This window comes from Mucilaginibacter gossypii, from assembly GCF_017569325.2.
Classification (GTDB): Bacteria; Bacteroidota; Bacteroidia; order Sphingobacteriales; family Sphingobacteriaceae; genus Mucilaginibacter; species Mucilaginibacter gossypii.
In genome coordinates, this window is the sequence record NZ_CP071878.2 from 1,064,046 (window position 1) to 1,079,447 (window position 15,402).

A 15,402-nucleotide genomic window follows, 5' to 3' on the forward strand; every position below is an offset into this window, starting at 1 on the left:
AAAGATGAAAAGAGAGTACCACAAGTGGTTCAGTCCGTCGCTTCAGCGTAATATGGAATTGCTGGTTTTTGGCCATGCGGGCGCCTCTGTCTTATTTTTTCCCACCCGCACAGCCCGGTTCTATGATTATGAAGACTGGAAAGTAATTGAAGCCTTACGCAGTAAAATTGAAGCCGGTCATTTACAGATCTACTGTGTAGATAGTATCGACCGGGAAAGCTTTTATAATGAGTTCAGTCATCCCTACCATCGTATGGAAAGGCACCTGCATTATGAACAGTATATTTTGCAGGAGGTGGTGCCGTTGATGAAAACACTTAATGCCGCCGGTTCAATTATTTCGGCGGGTTGCAGCATGGGGGCTTATCATGCGGTTAATATTGCATTTAAACATCCGTCGGTATTTGTGAAGGTAGTGGGTATGAGCGGACGTTATGACATTACACAGGCTATGGGCAATTTCCGCGACCTGTTAGATGGCTACCGCGATGAGAATGTGTATTTCAACATGCCCAACCAGTTTTTAAATAACCTGCATAGCCCCGAAATTATTGACCAGATCAAACGCCTTCAAATTATCCTGGCGGTGGGCGAGGAGGATGCATTTTTGGAAGATAATAAATACCTAAGCACCGTACTGGCCAGCAAAGGTATCCAAAACAGCCTGTATATCTGGCATGAGGAAGCACACCGCGCCCGTTACTGGCGCAAAATGGTACAACTGTATTTCTAAAAGCAAAACACTTTCCTGTTTGTTATCAGCTGTAAATCTAAAATGTTATGGGTACTATTGAACTGGTACAGGGCGATATCACAAAAATTAAAGCTGATGCCATTGTAAACGCGGCAAACACCTCGCTCATGGGCGGCGGCGGTGTTGACGGTGCTATCCATCGTGCCGGCGGGCCGGAGATCCTGGAAGATTGCCGTAAGATAGTAGCCCGGCAGGGCGGCTGCAAGACCGGGCAGGCTGTGATTACAACCGGCGGTAAGTTGCCGGCTAAATACGTGATCCACACGGTTGGCCCCGTTTACAATAGTGGTAAAAGAGGTGAGGACGAACTGTTGCAATCCGCTTATTTAAATAGTTTGAAGCTTGCGGCAGAAAACGACGTGCATATCATAGCTTTTCCTAATATCAGTACTGGTATTTATCATTTTCCCAAGGATAGGGCTGCGGCAATCGCTGTTAAAACGGTTAAAGATTTTTTGGCAGATAACGAGGTAGTTGAGAAAGTGATATTTGTCTGCTTCGATAACGAAAATTACAGCTTGTATAATAAGCTGCTTACTTAGCAGCACACTGTGCTTATCCCTTATATGTTGCAGACCCAGACTTACGAAGTTTCTAAAACTTCATAAGTCTTCACAGTTTAAAATAATCCGGAATTTGTCAACCCAATGCTAACTGTATAAATTGCAGCCATGCATCCTGCTTTAAAACAACATCTTGAAGGTAAATTAATCCTCTCGCCTGAACATGAGCGGCTGATTGCTAATTGTTTCAAAACCCGTTTTACCAAACGAAACGAGGTGCTGGTTGAAAAGGGGAGCATCGCAAAACATTTATATTTTGTGGTAAAAGGATGCCTTAGGGTATTCTTAACTGATAATGACGGCAATGAATCAACCCGGTTCCTGATTTTTGAAGGGCGCATGGGTACCGCATTTCCCAGCTTTATATTGAAAGAGCCTTCTGTAGCCTCTATTCAAAGCCCGGAGCCGTCCGAACTATTGGTGCTGAGCTATGCGGATCGCGACCTGCTCCTTCAGGAGATTCCCGGTTTTGAAACTATGTACCGTACGGGTCTCGAGCTTGATTATATCGCATCCATCCAGCGGATAGAAAGCCTTATCACTATGGATTCAAAAGCCCGTTATAATATCCTGATGCAAACCCAGCCCGAAATCATCAAAAGACTGCCCAATAAAATAGTTGCTGATTACCTTGGCATCTCGCAGGAGACCCTGAGCCGCCTTAAATCAAAAAAGTGATTTATTGACTATTGTCAATCTTTTTGACTCATTAAATGTCTTGTTTTGTGATATAAACGCTAAACATTATGTGGAAACAAACCTTCACCATGATTATGATTTTGCTGTCAGGCCATCTTGCGATTGCCCAAAACTTAGGCGAACGCACCCTCAATTTTAAAGATGAAAGCCGTAATAACCGCCCGGTGGTAACGGAAATCTGGTATCCAACTGGTGATACATTGAAGGCTGCAGATAAGCACTTTTCGCCCTTTTTACGACAGCCAACAGTTCGTAATGGTAAGCTTTCGGCAAATAAACTGCCGCTTATCCTGCTCTCTCATGGTACAGGCGGCGGCCGGTTAACTTTGGAGTGGCTGGCCCAGGCCATAGCAAACAGCGGTTGTATAGTTGCTGCTGTCGATCATTACGGCAATACGTATGATCATAAAATTCCTCTTGAATTTGTTAAGCCATGGGAACGCCCGCTGGATATCAGCTTCGCCCTTACATCCTTACTGAATAACCCCGAAGTTGGCCCGCTTATCGATCAGCAAAAAATAGGCGCAACCGGTTTTTCATTCGGAGGCTACACCATGATCGCTCTTGCCGGTGCAAAGCTCGATTTTGAACAGGCCCGCAACTATTACAAAACCACGGGCCGCAAAGAGCTGGAAATCCCCGAATTTCCGGGCTTGGTAAAATTACTGGACGATAGCTCCATGATCGCCGATTCCAAACATGTGCCCCCGCTAAAAGATAACCGGATCAAAGCATTCTTTTCCATATCGCCTGCCTTAGGCTTTGGTTTTACCCGTAAAGAGCAGGTAGCTGATATTAAAGGCGCCTTGTATATTGTAGGCTCACAAAGTGATAGCATAGCCCCGGTTAAAACCAATGCAAGGCATTATCATCAGCTAATCGGTAAATCAAAATACAAAGAGCTGCCCGGTAAGGTAGGCCATTACGTAATGCTTGGCGAGGCCATTGACGCTATAAAAAAGGAAGCCCCGATATACTTTACCGATGATCCTTCAGTTAACAGGCATACCATTCATTCACAGATGGACAGTTTGGCTGTCGGCTTTTTTAAGACGTCGTTAAAGTATTAGTCGGCCGGTAAAATTTAATAAAATCTTATCATTAGGCTAAAAACATTTTTATCGTGCTGGAGTTGATAATTAAATCTGAATCGTAGAATTTTTTCCTGCCAATACTATGAAAGCTTTTCGCGGCCTTTCCGGCAGATGCCATAAATGATTAGCGTTAAAATTAGAAGGTTCGCAAATGCCAGGCTGGATGAGTGCCTGTGAAATTAGGGCTACAGGTTACTTTAAGCTCATTTAAGAGTTAAATGTAATATATAAAGGTTGTGACTATGCAAGTGACAGGTGTAAACCTCTTCACTCAAACGATATAGTTAAAATATACGGCTCCGGGCATGGCTGCGCCCACACAGGTTTATATATTTGAAATTCCAACTCCAATATAACCACATGAGAATTAACTACTATCTGCCGCGGGTATTTGTGGCATCTGCTTTATCCATTAGCTTTAGCCTGGCAGCCTCGGCACAGCAAAATAACATCTATCATAAAGGCTGGATAGATTTTAACAAGAACGGTAAAATGGATGTATTCGAAGACCCGTCACAACCCATTGATAAGCGTGTAGCCGACCTGGTAAGCCAGATGACCGTTGAAGAGAAAACCTGCCAAATGGCTACCCTTTATGGTTATAAGCGTGTGTTAAAGGACGAAATGCCCGTCCCTAACTGGAAAAATGAAGTGTGGAAAGATGGCATAGCCAATATTGATGAAGAACTGAATAATCTTACTTCGCATACTGATGATGCGCCTACACAATATTCATATCCGTTTAGCAAGCACGCTGCTGCTATTAACACCATTCAAAAATGGTTTGTTGAAGAAACACGTTTAGGGATCCCGGTTGATTTTACCAACGAGGGTATCCATGGCCTTAACCACGATAGGGCCACGCCATTACCCGCGCCAATATCCATAGGTAGTACTTTTGATAAGGAACTGGTATACCAGGCGGGTAAAACCGTTGGCCGCGAAGCCAAAGCGCTGGGGTATACCAATGTTTACGCCCCCATACTTGACCCCGCCCGCGACCAGCGCTGGGGCCGTGTGGTTGAATGTTATGGTGAAGATCCCTTTCATATTGCCGAAATGGGCAAGCAGATGGTGCTGGGTATCCAGGAAGGCGGCGTAGCGTCAACCCTTAAGCACTTTGCTGTGTACAGCGTGCCTAAAGGAGGCCGTGATGGCAGTGCCCGTACCGATCCGCATGTCGCTCCGCGCGAAATGCACCAGCTATATTTGTATCCCTTCCGCAGGGTGATTCAGGAGGCGCATCCAATGGGGGTAATGAGCAGTTATAATGATTGGGACGGCGTTCCGATAACTGGCAGCTATTACTTCCTTACGCAGCTTTTACGTCAGCAATTTGGCTTTAATGGCTATGTGGTAAGCGATAGTGAGGCTGTTGAGTTTCTTTATTCAAAACATCATGTTGCTGCCGATTACAAAGAAGCTGTAAGGCAGGCTGTTGAGGCTGGCCTTAACGTGCGTACTAATTTCACTATGCCGCAAACCTTTATTATGCCTTTGCGCGAGCTGATCAAAGAAAATCGCATCTCCATGAAGATCATTGATACCCGTGTTGGCGAGGTATTGAAAGTGAAATTTAGGTTAGGTTTGTTTGATAGCCCTTATGTTAAAGATCCTAAAGCTGCCGATAAAATAGTGCACACCGATGCAGATAAAGCCATGAGCCTGAAAATGAACCGCGAGTCGATGGTATTGCTAAAAAATGCAGGCAATCTGCTGCCGTTGGATAAAAAGAAATATCCTAATATCCTGGTAACTGGTCCGCTGGCTAAGGAAACTAACTATGCTGTGAGCAGGTATGGTCCATCGCATAACCCGGTTATTACAGTGTTTGACGGCGTTAAAAATTACGTAGGCAGCGATGCCAAAGTAAGCTATGCTAAAGGCTGTGACATGATTGATGCTACCTGGCCGGAGAGCGAAATTATTGAAACACCGCTAACCGCCCAGGAGCAGGCCGGTATTGATTCGGCAGTTGCACAGGCTAAACAATCGGATATTGTGATTGCTGTGGTAGGCGAGGATGTTGACCGTGTTGGCGAAAGTTTATCGCGTACGGGTTTAAACCTGCCGGGCAGGCAATTAAAGTTGATCCAGGCTTTACAAGCCACCGGCAAACCTGTGGTAATGGTGATGATCAACGGGCAGCCGCTTACCATCAACTGGGAAAATAAATACGTGCCGGCCATTTTAGAGGCCTGGTTTCCGAGCGTACAAAGCGGGCAGGTGATTGCCGAAACCTTATTTGGCGATAATAATCCCGGTGGAAGATTGCCGATCACTTTCCCAAAAACAACAGGTCAACTGGAATATAACTTCCCTTTTAAACCATCGTCACAGGCAGAGCAGGGCGGACAGAACAGCTGGGGTAAAACAAGTGTGAAAGGAGCTTTGTACCCTTATGGTTACGGGTTAAGCTACACCACATTTGAGTACAGCAACCTGCAGGTATCGCCCGAAAAAGGCAATTCTCAGGGACTTATACAGGTTAGCGTTGATGTAACCAATACCGGGCAGCGCAAAGGCGATGATGTGGTGCAGCTTTACCTTAAGGATGAGGTGAGCAGCGTTACTACTTACGAGTACGATCTGCGTGGCTTTAATCGCATTACACTAAATCCCGGCGAGAAGAAAACAGTACAGTTTACCTTGCACCCTGATGATTTGGCCCTGCTGGATAAAAATATGAATTGGACTGTAGAACCCGGTAAATTTGAAGTTATGATAGGTAGTTCATCAGTTGATATTAAACTTAAGAAGGAGTTTGAGGTGCAATAAATCAACTATAAACATGTCAATATATATCAATCGTTACGAAGCGTTTGAAGCTTCGTAACGGTTTTTAAAGAATATCGTTAGTCTGCAGTGATTTCAAGTATCTCTTCCCCGGTTTTTTTTATAACTTCAGCCTAAAATACAACCTATGATCTTAGACGATACCTGGGTATCGGTTGAAGCCGTATCCGACGATGATATTCCGTTGCTGGTCCGCTACAGACCCAATTTATCAAACTTTTTTGAAACCGGTGTTTACCTGCAGCGGATGGATGTAACCTGGAACTATGAATCATTTGATCCGTCATTATTGCCTTCGGCTGATGAAATGTTGCTGATGGAACAGGTAGAGGATGCTTTAGTCGATCTGCTTGAAGATGGTCATCAAAGCATACTGGCCTTCGTATTTACCGGAGAAAACGAACGCTGGTGGGCCTGGTATACCACAGATATTGATGAAGCAGGCGACAGGTTAAACGATGCTTTATCCGAATTTGATGAACTCCCGATTAATATCACGGTTATTGACGACCCGGAATGGGAAGAATATTTTGGTGTAATGGAAGATTTTGGAGAGGATGGGGAGTAAACGATTGCCACCGGTTAAACGTTAATTCTGATGCCCGTTTGGCCGTTCCAGCTTTTGAAATGGTATTTTAAGAATGTTCACAAACTTGCCGGTTCTTTCTTTATCCATATGGGTATCAATGCCAAAGCGGATATCTTCCTGTTCAAGTTCGCCAAAAGTACCGAAAAGCCTGTCCCAGATGCTTAATACATCACCATAATTACGGTCGGTATGTGGTAGTTGATAATGATGGTGTACATGGTGCAGGTTAGGGGTTATAAAAATCAGGCCAACAATTTTGTTAACACGTTGTGGTAACCTGAACTCGGTATGGGCCAGGATATTAAATAATGATTGAAAAGTTTGCCTCAATACCAAAACGCCAATTGCCGGGCCGCAAATAAATACCCAAAGCATTAAGCAACAGGTGCGCACACAGGTTTCGCCGGGATGTTCACGTACTGTGGTTGAAACGTCGACGTGAAGATCACTGTGATGTACGAGGTGAAATTTCCAAAGGGGATCTATTTTGTGCATTACCACGTGATAAACGTATTCGCAAAGGTCAAGCAGCATGAAAAGGCTGATGTAATAAACCCACTTATTGTGATGACCGGGTATGTAGTTAACCAATCCCCAATGATGTGAATTGGTCCAGCCTACTATGATTAAAACAATGGTAGTAAGTAATAGCTGGATAGGGAGAGCGGTAAAAATGAACAGGAGGTTGGTTTTGTTATGTTGCCAGCGTTTTTTCACCGAAATACCTGATGAAAAAACAACTTCCATCAGCCATAATGAGCATATGATTAAAGCATATAAAGCAACTTGCACAGCATCCTGATGCCGGTCTAGAAATTGGGTAATAGTCATTCTTAAATTAGTAGGGTAATCGCCTTTGATATTAGAAGGCAATTAGAATGCAATATCTTTTTTTTGAATGAATGTTTGATGAAGTATGTTAAGCGGTTGTTAAAACTGTGTGACTCGATAATGTACTACTTATGACCGATGTTCAGCACGATTGGTCATCCGGCTGCGATAAACCGATGGTGGTGAGCGCTTAATTATTACTTTTAAATATCTTTGCGTTTGCGCAAAATGAAACTATCAGCTACAGAACAATCTACAGGCGGCGATCTGCTGCTGCTTATCAATGAAAAACATTTCGACAGGATGTTTTTTACCCGCGATCGTCAGCATAAATACCTTACCATAGCCTGGAACCGTGGCGAAAAGCAAACTGTAACCATCGATGAGGTGGATTATGATTTTCAGCCCAACACCGTTCTGCCCCTAATGGTTAACCAATCTTTCCGTTTTGAGCGGCCTGAAGATATAGTAGCCTGGCAGTTTAACCGCGATTTTTATTGCATTGTTGATCATGACGAAGAAGTAAGCTGCGTAGGCTTCCTGTTTTATGGTAGCTCCGACCAGGTATTTGTTACCCTTGACGAAGCCATGCAGTTTAAATTACAGCGCTTGCTGGATATTTTCATTGAAGAATTTGAAACAGCAGATAATATACAGATAGACATGCTCCGGATGTTGTTGAAGCGGCTTATCATTATCGTGACGCGCCTTGCCAAGGCGCACAGCGGGCCTCGTGAAGTTTTGGCCGATGAAAAATTTGGTACCATACGTAAGTTTAATTTGTTGGTAGAGAATAATTACCGTGAACACCATACCGTGGCTTATTATGCGCAGCAGTTAAACAAATCGCCTAAAACGCTTTCCAACCTTTTTGCCCTGTATAACCATAAGACGCCTTTACAGGTGATACAAGAGCGTTTGATTATTGAGGCGAAGCGCCTATTGTATTATACCGATAAATCGGCTAAGGAAATTACTTATGAATTGGGCTTTGATGACGCTGCTTATTTTAGCAATTTCTTTAAAAAACACACCTCATTTTCACCAACCGATTTCAGAAATAATAAGGTTTTAGTTGCCGAAGGGAAATAATTACAAGTACCCGGGAAATTTGCCCATTCCGCAGGGCTGCTAAAGTTGCCACCTTTGTATTGTTAATTCAAAACAACAAAAATTAACATTACAAAAATGAAAACTTTCGCAATTCCAACAAGAGAACAAGTTACTCCAGAAAATCAGGCTATATTTGATACATTAACAAAAGTAGTAGGCCGCGTGCCAAACCTGTTTGCAGTTTTTGCAACTTCAGATCATGCGCTGGCTAACTATATAACTCTTTCAAACGGTAAAACATCATTACGTGCTAAAGAAAAAGAAGCTGTAAACCTTATCGTAAGCCAGGTAAATGATTGTGCTTATTGTTCTGCTGCACACACTGCCATTGCTAAAATGAATGGGTTTAATGATGACCAGATCGTTGAGATCCGTGGCGGTTCAGCTTCGTTCGATGCAAAAATTGATGCTTTAGTTAAGGTAGCTAAATCAATTACCGAAAATAAAGGCCATGCCGATCATCAACTGGTTGAAAACTTTTACGCTGCCGGTTATACACAAGCTAACCTGATTGATGTTGCCGTAGCTGTTGGCGATAAAACCATTACCAACTACGTATACGCCTTAACAGAGGTACCAGTCGACTGGCCTGCTATCCCTGAACTGGTAAAATAATACTTCTGATTTATAATTATAGTTTACACCCTTATGCCCGCCCTGCACTGCAGGGCGGGCATAAGTATTTATCTTAAAATTGTTTACATTATGAACTTTGCACGTTTTGCTTTTACTGATGGTGTTAAAAAGCTGCAGGAAAAATATGGCAGCCGTAGTAGTTATGCCCGTATGGAAAGCCTCATGGCTGATAAAGATGGCATTACCGAACCTGAACAAATGTTTATTGAAAGCCGCGACAGCTTTTATATGGCCAGTATAGGCGAAAACGGCTATCCATATATCCAGCACAGGGGAGGGCCGGCCGGTTTTATTAAAGTGATAGATAACCATACGCTTGGCGTGGTCGATTTCAGGGGCAACAAGCAGTACATTTCGGTTGGTAACGTAATGGAACATCCGCAGGTGTCTTTATTTTTGATGGATTATCCGCATAAAACAAGGCTCAAGATCTATGCTGATGCCCGTATTGTTGAACTTGCCGACAATCCCGAACTGTTTGACCTTATTGATCCCGCTGAGTACAAACATACGCCAGAAAGGATGCTCATCTTTGACATAAAAGCATTCGACTGGAATTGTCCGCAGCATATTACTCCACGGTATACCGTTGATGAAATTAAAGAAGCCTTCGCACCGCAAAATGAATATGTGCTTAAATTGGAGTATGAAATAGCTAAGCTAAAAAAGCAACTGGAAGAAAAATAAGCGGCTTTGATAAATAGACCGCAATAGTTTACCTTTAATTAATGCTGATAACAGCAGGCGTAAACTAATGAACATAATTCAACAAATAATCCCCATGCTTGCCTACGAAGATGGTATTGCGGCCATGAACTGGTTATGCGATGTTTTTGGTTTTACTGAAAATATGCGGATGACGGATGCGGCTGATCGCCTTGCTCATGGGGAGCTCAAAATGGGCGAAAGCCTGGTTATGCTAGCCGAACCCTCGCCTCACTATCAGGGGCCATTACATCACGCTCAAAATTGTAATATCGCCGCAAAATGGAGCAGTGTTCCATATATTATTAACGGGGTTTTGGTGTACGTCGATGATGTTGAACAGCATTACAGAACTGCTAAAAGTAAAGGTGCAAGGATATTAAGTGAATTGGAATATGGTTTCCCCGGCACCCGCTATCGTGCTGCCGACCTGGAGGGGCAGCGCTGGATGTTTATGCAAATTGAAAGAGATTAAACCTCCTTATGACTACGCTGCTCCATTTATTGTTTGTTGTAATTAAATCATCCATTCTTGGGTTGTTTTATACCCCGGTAATCTGGTTTTTATGGATGCTGTTTTTAAAAGCACAGAAAAAGTATACCAACTTTAAATGGCTCAGTGTATTTGCAGTTTATAAAATTGTCGGTATATCATTAATGGTGTTTTCCTTTACCTATTATGGCGATCATGGTCTTGGTGATGAATCCCGGATCCCTTTGGGGCATGGAGAAGCTATGGAGGAGAGCGACCAGTTTGCTTATTTTGTGCCTAAAGGGAAAAGTAAACAAATCCTTGTGGATACCTATCTTTTAAAAGGCGATAATCTTTGCATGTCGGTTGATTCGGGATATAAAGTTTATAATTTAAGAACTAAAGGTGTTGTTAATTTCAGTGATGAGCCAATGTATAATGCTTTTGCTGTTTCGTACGGTTTACCACTATCGCGGCAACTAAAAGATTTTAGATCGCAGTATGATGAATACTGGAGCGGGTGGCGGTTTTGGCTGCTGCCATAGAACTCAATCAGTTATTTTATGGCAGAAATTCACGCATTAAAAGATTGGGCTTTAGATAAAAAGGTTTCCAATAATAAACGCTTTGCCGTAGTCAAGATAGTTCTCCAATACCCGGAGGAGGATCTGTATATCGACCTTAAGCCTAAGGAACGTATTAAGGCAATAAACAAAAGCTTCAGGGATAATTGTAAAAAACTTATCGCTCTTGATCTGTTTGAAAGTTTTGAAATTTCAGATCATAAAAAAAGGCCACAAGCTGTTATTGCGAAGCTAAAATATAGCCGGCTCAAAGATATTGCCGCACTTAACTATATTGCGGGCATCTGGATCCAATCGATAGATTTTGCAGAGCCCTTAGGTAAAGAAAAGGTATTAGTCGACAGGTATTTTTGTGTAAAAATGACTGTTGTTGTTGAGGAAGAGGGAGTTTTATCTAAGAAGCAGCAAATTGAAAAACGCTTTGTACTTATTAAAGCAAAATCAAGTGAGGATGCTTATGAACAACTGGAAAAGCGGGAACATGAATACACGCGGTCTTATTTAAATCCATACGGACGGTTTGTGAGGTGGCGTATTGATAGTTATGAGGATTGTTATGAAACTGATATTGAGTCACCTGCTGACCTTGATAATCCCGCTGGTGTCGAGGTGTATTCCAAACTCTCAACAAGAAAAAACACAGACCGAAAAGCCTGGGATGGTAAATTTTAATCAAAACTTTCGCTTATTTTATATCGTACACGGATATAATAGATATTTTTGTACGTTGTAGGCAAATGGTGTATTAATAGTGTCCATGTACTTACAACAGGTTTAATACTGTAATATTTACAGTTGTAGTTAATAACTTTATTTTTAATTTTATAAAATTCAGAACACTAAGGTGTTGCCTGTTATAAACCAAACTATAATAATTGTTGATGGAAGTTACGAATAAAGGGGTAAAAGGCAGCCAGTTAAAAAATATGATCATTAAAAGGCTTTATTTTAATAAGGCTATGTCGTGCGCAGGGTTAAGTGAGTTATTTGATAAAAGTATCCCGTCTATAGCCAAAGCTATAAACGAGTTAATGCACGAGGGTTTTGTGGTTGAACAGGGGTATGCCCCTTCAAGCGGCGGCCGTCGCCCGTTAATGTATTCGGTAAAATCAAGCGCCATGCATATTTTAGCAATAGCACTTGATCAGCTCACCGCCCGCATCCAGATGTTTGATCTGTTAAACAATCCTGTTGCAGATATGCTCACTTTCGAGCTTAAACTGCTTAATAACCCTGAAGCATTGCCAACATTGGTTGATCAGATCAATGGTTATATTGGACATAGCGGTATCCCTAAAGACAAAATTGCAGGCATCGGTATTGGTATGCCGGGATTTATAAATATCACCGAAGGCATCAATTACACGTACCTTGATGCCGGCGGACAAAGCTTAACGGCTTACCTTACTTCAAAAACAGGTATCGCCACCTACATCGATAACGATTCGAGCCTCATAGCACTTGCCGAACAAAAATTCGGTATAGCCAAATCTCAGCAGGAAGTTATGGTAATAAACCTGGGCTGGGGTATTGGCCTGGGGATGATCGTAAATGGAAAACTGTTCCGCGGTCACAACGGTTTTGCAGGCGAGCTAAGCCATATCCCGCTATCGGAAGATGGTTCCCTTTGCGAATGTGGTAAACGTGGCTGCCTGGAAGCCGAAGCATCATTATTGGTAGTTGCTCAAAAAGCCATAGCAGGTATCAAAAAAGGCCGTGTAACCAGCTTAAAATATAATGAGGAAGATCACTCCAAACTAATGGGTGATGCCTTGATAGAAGCCGCCAATAATGGCGATCAGTTTGCGATTGAACTATTATCGGATGCGGGTTATAAAATAGGGAAGGCCCTGGCCATTCTTATCCATATTATGAACCCGGCCATCATCGTATTAAGTGGTCGCGGGGCTAAAGTTGCCAAGATACTGATGGCCCCGATACAACAAGCCCTTCACAAGTACTGTATCCCGCGCCTGGCAGGCGGTACCGAACTATTAGTATCTGAACTTGGATTTGATGCTGAGTTAATTGGTGCGGCTGTGTTGGTAATGGAAAACTTTGACAGAGTGGTGAAAAATAAAGCAGCTAAAGCAACTAAGCACGCCGCGGCATAAAGAATGGTCTGAATCAGAATTTACAGAATTTTTAAATTAGCAGAATTAATTTCTTTGCCCTGGTATGCAAGCTTCAATTCTGTAACTTCTTAAGTTCTGTAAATTATGCTTAGGCGAACACCCTTCCCGAGTAATCCATCGCTTCTTTAAATTTATCCATATTAAGCACTGTGGGCTCATTTTGTATTTTAAGGTAGCTTATCAGGTTTTCGGTGGCAATATTGCCTGTGAGATCGTCTTTGGCCATTGGGCAGCCTCCGTAGCCTTTTATTGCAGTATCGAAACGCTTGCAACCGCTTTGGTAGGCTGCGGCTATTTTAGGTTGCCATGTATCAGGAGTGGAATGCAGGTGAATGCCAAACTCGGTATTGGTGAATAAACGGCAAAGGTTGGGGTAAATGCCACTGATCTGTGCCGCATCTGCAATGCCTATAGTATCAGCAAGGGCAATATTCTTTATTCCCTCGGCTATCATTTTTTCCGCCCATTGTTCAATGATGCCGGTATTCCATTCATCGCCATAGGGATTACCAAAACCCATAGAGAGGTATACCAATAATTGTTTGTCGTTTTCACCACACAATTCATTTATCCGCTGTACGGTTTCAAAAGCCTGCTCAATGGTTGAGTTTGTATTTCTAAGCTGAAATGTTTCGGATATGGAAAATGGATAACCAAGGTAAGTGATCTCTTCATGTTTAGCCGCGTCTTCTGCCCCGCGATAGTTGGCTATAATAGCCAATAGCTTTGACCGAGTATTACTCAGATCGAGTTTCTTTAATACCTCCGCCGTGTCCTGTAACTGGGGGATAGCCTTGGGTGATACAAAGCTGCCAAAATCTATCGTATCAAAACCCACCTGTAAAAGCAGGTTAATGTATTCCGCCTTTATATCGGTAGGAATAAAATCATGAATGCCCTGCATGGCATCGCGGGGACATTCGGTTATTTTGATGCTCATTTTTGGAAATCTTAGGTTTTAAGTCTTAAGTCAAAAGTCATCAATTTAGTTTAGAAAACGCTAAACTTCCAACTTAAAACTTTTGACTTAAGCCTTAGAACCCGAGACTTTAGACTCCGGACTTAAGCTAATCAACCGTATTAGGCAAATGCTGATCCTCAGTTAAGCCTTCACGCTCAAATTTGCGGATAATAAGTCTCGTACCGCCATTATAGGTTACATAGCTCGATACCCAGTTAATGAATACAATCACCTTATTACGGCCGCCTAAAAGCGATATCAGGTGTACAAACATCCATACAAGCCATGCAAAAAAACCCTGGAATTTTACTTTGCCCAAATCGGCCACCGCCTTATTACGGCCAATAGTTGCCAATGAGCCTTTATCGTTATACTTAAACGGTGAGGTTTGTTCGCCGTTAATGATATGAATGATATTTTTAGCCACGTGCTGGCCCATTTGTATGGCTACCTGCGCTACGCCGGGGTGTCCCTTAGGGGTTTCATCGGTGATCATGGCTGCAACGTCGCCAATTGCGAATACGTTGTTAAAGCCGGCAACGCGGCCTATGCTATCCACTTTTATTCTATTTCCACGTTCAATAACCTCTTTATCAAAGCCATCGGGCACAACACCCATAACCCCGGCACTCCATATCACATTTTTGGTGCGAATGCTTTTACCGCCTTCAAATTTGATTTCCTCGCCGTCGTAGCTTTCCACCTTTACGCCGGTTAGCACTTCAACGCCCATATTGGTCAGGAAGGTGCGGGCTGCGTTGGATGCCTGGTTGGAGAAGGGGCCAAGTACTTTCGGCAAAAAGTCGACCAGGTACACCTTCATGTCCTCTTTTTTAAGTTCAGGGTAGTCTTTAGTCAAAACGTGATTACGAAGTTCGGCCAGTGAGCCTGCAAGCTCAACACCCGTTGGGCCAGCGCCTACCAGTACAAAAGTAAGGTAGGGATCGCGCTCGGCCTTGCCAACTTTAAGCAGGGCCTCTTCAATGTTCTGCAAAATAGAATACCGGAGGTTCAATGCCTCGGGGATCGACTTCATCGGCATAGCATAATGCTCGATGTCTTTATTCCCAAAAAAGTTGGTCGTTGAGCCTGTTGCTATCACCAGGTAATCATAAGCTATATTGCCTATAGTGGTTTCGAGTATGTTATTTTCCGCATCCACCCTGGTTACTTCCGCTATCCTGAAGCGGAAATTCTTTTGGCTCGCAAAATTTTTCCTTAATGAGAAAGCTATCGACTCCGACTCGAGGCTGCCCATAGCAACCTGGTATAAGAGGGGCTGAAAGGTATGGTAGTTGTGCTTATCCAGCATCAAAACGTCTACAGGTTTGTCCTTTAGTTGTTTTGCTACCTGCAGGCCGCCGAAGCCGCCGCCTACGATCACTACAAGTGGAAATTTTGAATTATTTGATGTGTTCATTTATGCAGGTTGATATTTAAAATCTATTCTTTTACAGGCAATACTGCCCG

At 42.9% G+C, this 15,402-nt stretch carries 16 protein-coding genes; 13 read left to right on the top strand and 3 right to left on the bottom strand.

Annotated elements, in window-relative coordinates; translation table 11 throughout:
* Positions 1–4: 4 nt before the first annotated feature.
* The 6 genes from J3L18_RS04535 (at position 5) to J3L18_RS04560 (ending at position 6,474) form a co-directional block, all read left to right on the top strand.
* Complete coding sequence (locus J3L18_RS04535) at positions 5–733, top strand: esterase family protein (protein WP_129569711.1); 729 nt, start codon at positions 5–7, stop codon at positions 731–733.
* A 47-nt stretch (positions 734–780) separates the two neighbouring features.
* Positions 781–1,296: an O-acetyl-ADP-ribose deacetylase gene (locus tag J3L18_RS04540; protein ID WP_129569712.1), complete on the top strand. Its 516-nt coding sequence runs from the start codon at positions 781–783 to the stop codon at positions 1,294–1,296.
* 129 nt (positions 1,297–1,425) lie between these two features.
* Positions 1,426–1,995 (top strand): Crp/Fnr family transcriptional regulator, encoded by a 570-nt coding sequence (locus J3L18_RS04545; protein ID WP_129569713.1) that lies wholly within the window; start codon positions 1,426–1,428, stop codon positions 1,993–1,995.
* A gap of 68 nt (positions 1,996–2,063) precedes the next feature.
* Positions 2,064–3,086, top strand: a complete 1,023-nt coding sequence (locus J3L18_RS04550) for an alpha/beta hydrolase family protein (RefSeq protein ID WP_129569714.1) — start codon at positions 2,064–2,066, stop codon at positions 3,084–3,086.
* A 384-nt stretch (positions 3,087–3,470) separates the two neighbouring features.
* Entirely contained in the window at positions 3,471–5,888 is a 2,418-nt protein-coding gene (locus J3L18_RS04555; protein ID WP_129569715.1) for a glycoside hydrolase family 3 N-terminal domain-containing protein, read from the top strand.
* A 145-nt stretch (positions 5,889–6,033) separates the two neighbouring features.
* A complete protein-coding gene (locus tag J3L18_RS04560) occupies positions 6,034–6,474 on the top strand; it encodes a DUF695 domain-containing protein (RefSeq protein ID WP_129569716.1) in 441 nt (146 codons plus the stop codon).
* 21 nt (positions 6,475–6,495) lie between these two features.
* Here the strand turns inward: J3L18_RS04560 and J3L18_RS04565 are convergent, their stop codons facing one another.
* The gene (locus J3L18_RS04565) at positions 6,496–7,326 is read right to left on the bottom strand and encodes a sterol desaturase family protein (RefSeq protein ID WP_129569717.1); all 831 of its coding nucleotides are present in this window, start codon (positions 7,324–7,326) and stop codon (positions 6,496–6,498) included.
* A gap of 228 nt (positions 7,327–7,554) precedes the next feature.
* Here J3L18_RS04565 and J3L18_RS04570 point away from each other — a divergent pair, with 228 nt between their 5' ends.
* The 7 genes from J3L18_RS04570 to J3L18_RS04600 all read left to right on the top strand — a co-directional run bounded on the left by J3L18_RS04570 (position 7,555) and on the right by J3L18_RS04600 (position 12,950).
* On the top strand, positions 7,555–8,418 hold the full coding sequence (locus J3L18_RS04570; protein WP_091162233.1) for a helix-turn-helix domain-containing protein: 864 nt from the start codon (positions 7,555–7,557) through the stop codon (positions 8,416–8,418).
* 96 nt (positions 8,419–8,514) lie between these two features.
* Positions 8,515–9,054 (top strand): carboxymuconolactone decarboxylase family protein, encoded by a 540-nt coding sequence (locus J3L18_RS04575; RefSeq protein WP_091162235.1) that lies wholly within the window; start codon positions 8,515–8,517, stop codon positions 9,052–9,054.
* Between the two features lie 90 nt (positions 9,055–9,144).
* Positions 9,145–9,762, top strand: coding sequence for a pyridoxamine 5'-phosphate oxidase family protein (locus J3L18_RS04580; RefSeq protein WP_129569718.1), 618 nt, complete (start codon positions 9,145–9,147; stop codon positions 9,760–9,762).
* A gap of 67 nt (positions 9,763–9,829) precedes the next feature.
* Positions 9,830–10,255, top strand: coding sequence for a VOC family protein (locus J3L18_RS04585; RefSeq protein WP_129569719.1), 426 nt, complete (start codon positions 9,830–9,832; stop codon positions 10,253–10,255).
* Positions 10,256–10,263: 8 nt separating this feature from the next.
* Complete coding sequence (locus tag J3L18_RS04590; RefSeq protein ID WP_091162239.1) at positions 10,264–10,797, top strand: hypothetical protein; 534 nt, start codon at positions 10,264–10,266, stop codon at positions 10,795–10,797.
* An 18-nt stretch (positions 10,798–10,815) separates the two neighbouring features.
* The gene (locus J3L18_RS04595) at positions 10,816–11,508 is read left to right on the top strand and encodes a DUF4288 domain-containing protein (RefSeq protein WP_129569720.1); all 693 of its coding nucleotides are present in this window, start codon (positions 10,816–10,818) and stop codon (positions 11,506–11,508) included.
* A 209-nt stretch (positions 11,509–11,717) separates the two neighbouring features.
* Positions 11,718–12,950 (top strand): ROK family protein, encoded by a 1,233-nt coding sequence (locus J3L18_RS04600; protein WP_129569721.1) that lies wholly within the window; start codon positions 11,718–11,720, stop codon positions 12,948–12,950.
* Positions 12,951–13,059: 109 nt separating this feature from the next.
* Here the strand turns inward: J3L18_RS04600 and J3L18_RS04605 are convergent, their stop codons facing one another.
* Positions 13,060–13,911 carry a hydroxymethylglutaryl-CoA lyase gene (locus J3L18_RS04605; protein ID WP_129569722.1) on the bottom strand — a complete coding sequence of 284 codons (852 nt, stop codon included), beginning with the start codon at positions 13,909–13,911 and terminating at the stop codon, positions 13,060–13,062.
* Between the two features lie 127 nt (positions 13,912–14,038).
* Positions 14,039–15,352, bottom strand: a complete 1,314-nt coding sequence (locus J3L18_RS04610; protein WP_129569723.1) for an NAD(P)/FAD-dependent oxidoreductase — start codon at positions 15,350–15,352, stop codon at positions 14,039–14,041.
* Between the last annotated feature and the right edge of the window lie 50 nt (positions 15,353–15,402).

Coding starts and splice junctions, on each gene's coding strand:
- J3L18_RS04585 (WP_129569719.1), top strand. CDS start 9,830: ATGAACATAATTCAACAAATAATCCCCATGCTTGCCTACGAAGATGGT.
- J3L18_RS04570 (WP_091162233.1), top strand. CDS start 7,555: ATGAAACTATCAGCTACAGAACAATCTACAGGCGGCGATCTGCTGCTG.
- J3L18_RS04600 (WP_129569721.1), top strand. CDS start 11,718: ATGGAAGTTACGAATAAAGGGGTAAAAGGCAGCCAGTTAAAAAATATG.
- J3L18_RS04545 (WP_129569713.1), top strand. CDS start 1,426: ATGCATCCTGCTTTAAAACAACATCTTGAAGGTAAATTAATCCTCTCG.
- J3L18_RS04540 (WP_129569712.1), top strand. CDS start 781: ATGGGTACTATTGAACTGGTACAGGGCGATATCACAAAAATTAAAGCT.
- J3L18_RS04590 (WP_091162239.1), top strand. CDS start 10,264: ATGACTACGCTGCTCCATTTATTGTTTGTTGTAATTAAATCATCCATT.
- J3L18_RS04565 (WP_129569717.1), bottom strand. CDS start 7,326: ATGACTATTACCCAATTTCTAGACCGGCATCAGGATGCTGTGCAAGTT.
- J3L18_RS04575 (WP_091162235.1), top strand. CDS start 8,515: ATGAAAACTTTCGCAATTCCAACAAGAGAACAAGTTACTCCAGAAAAT.
- J3L18_RS04595 (WP_129569720.1), top strand. CDS start 10,816: ATGGCAGAAATTCACGCATTAAAAGATTGGGCTTTAGATAAAAAGGTT.
- J3L18_RS04535 (WP_129569711.1), top strand. CDS start 5: ATGAAAAGAGAGTACCACAAGTGGTTCAGTCCGTCGCTTCAGCGTAAT.
- J3L18_RS04555 (WP_129569715.1), top strand. CDS start 3,471: ATGAGAATTAACTACTATCTGCCGCGGGTATTTGTGGCATCTGCTTTA.
- J3L18_RS04605 (WP_129569722.1), bottom strand. CDS start 13,911: ATGAGCATCAAAATAACCGAATGTCCCCGCGATGCCATGCAGGGCATT.
- J3L18_RS04580 (WP_129569718.1), top strand. CDS start 9,145: ATGAACTTTGCACGTTTTGCTTTTACTGATGGTGTTAAAAAGCTGCAG.
- J3L18_RS04560 (WP_129569716.1), top strand. CDS start 6,034: ATGATCTTAGACGATACCTGGGTATCGGTTGAAGCCGTATCCGACGAT.
- J3L18_RS04550 (WP_129569714.1), top strand. CDS start 2,064: ATGTGGAAACAAACCTTCACCATGATTATGATTTTGCTGTCAGGCCAT.
- J3L18_RS04610 (WP_129569723.1), bottom strand. CDS start 15,352: ATGAACACATCAAATAATTCAAAATTTCCACTTGTAGTGATCGTAGGC.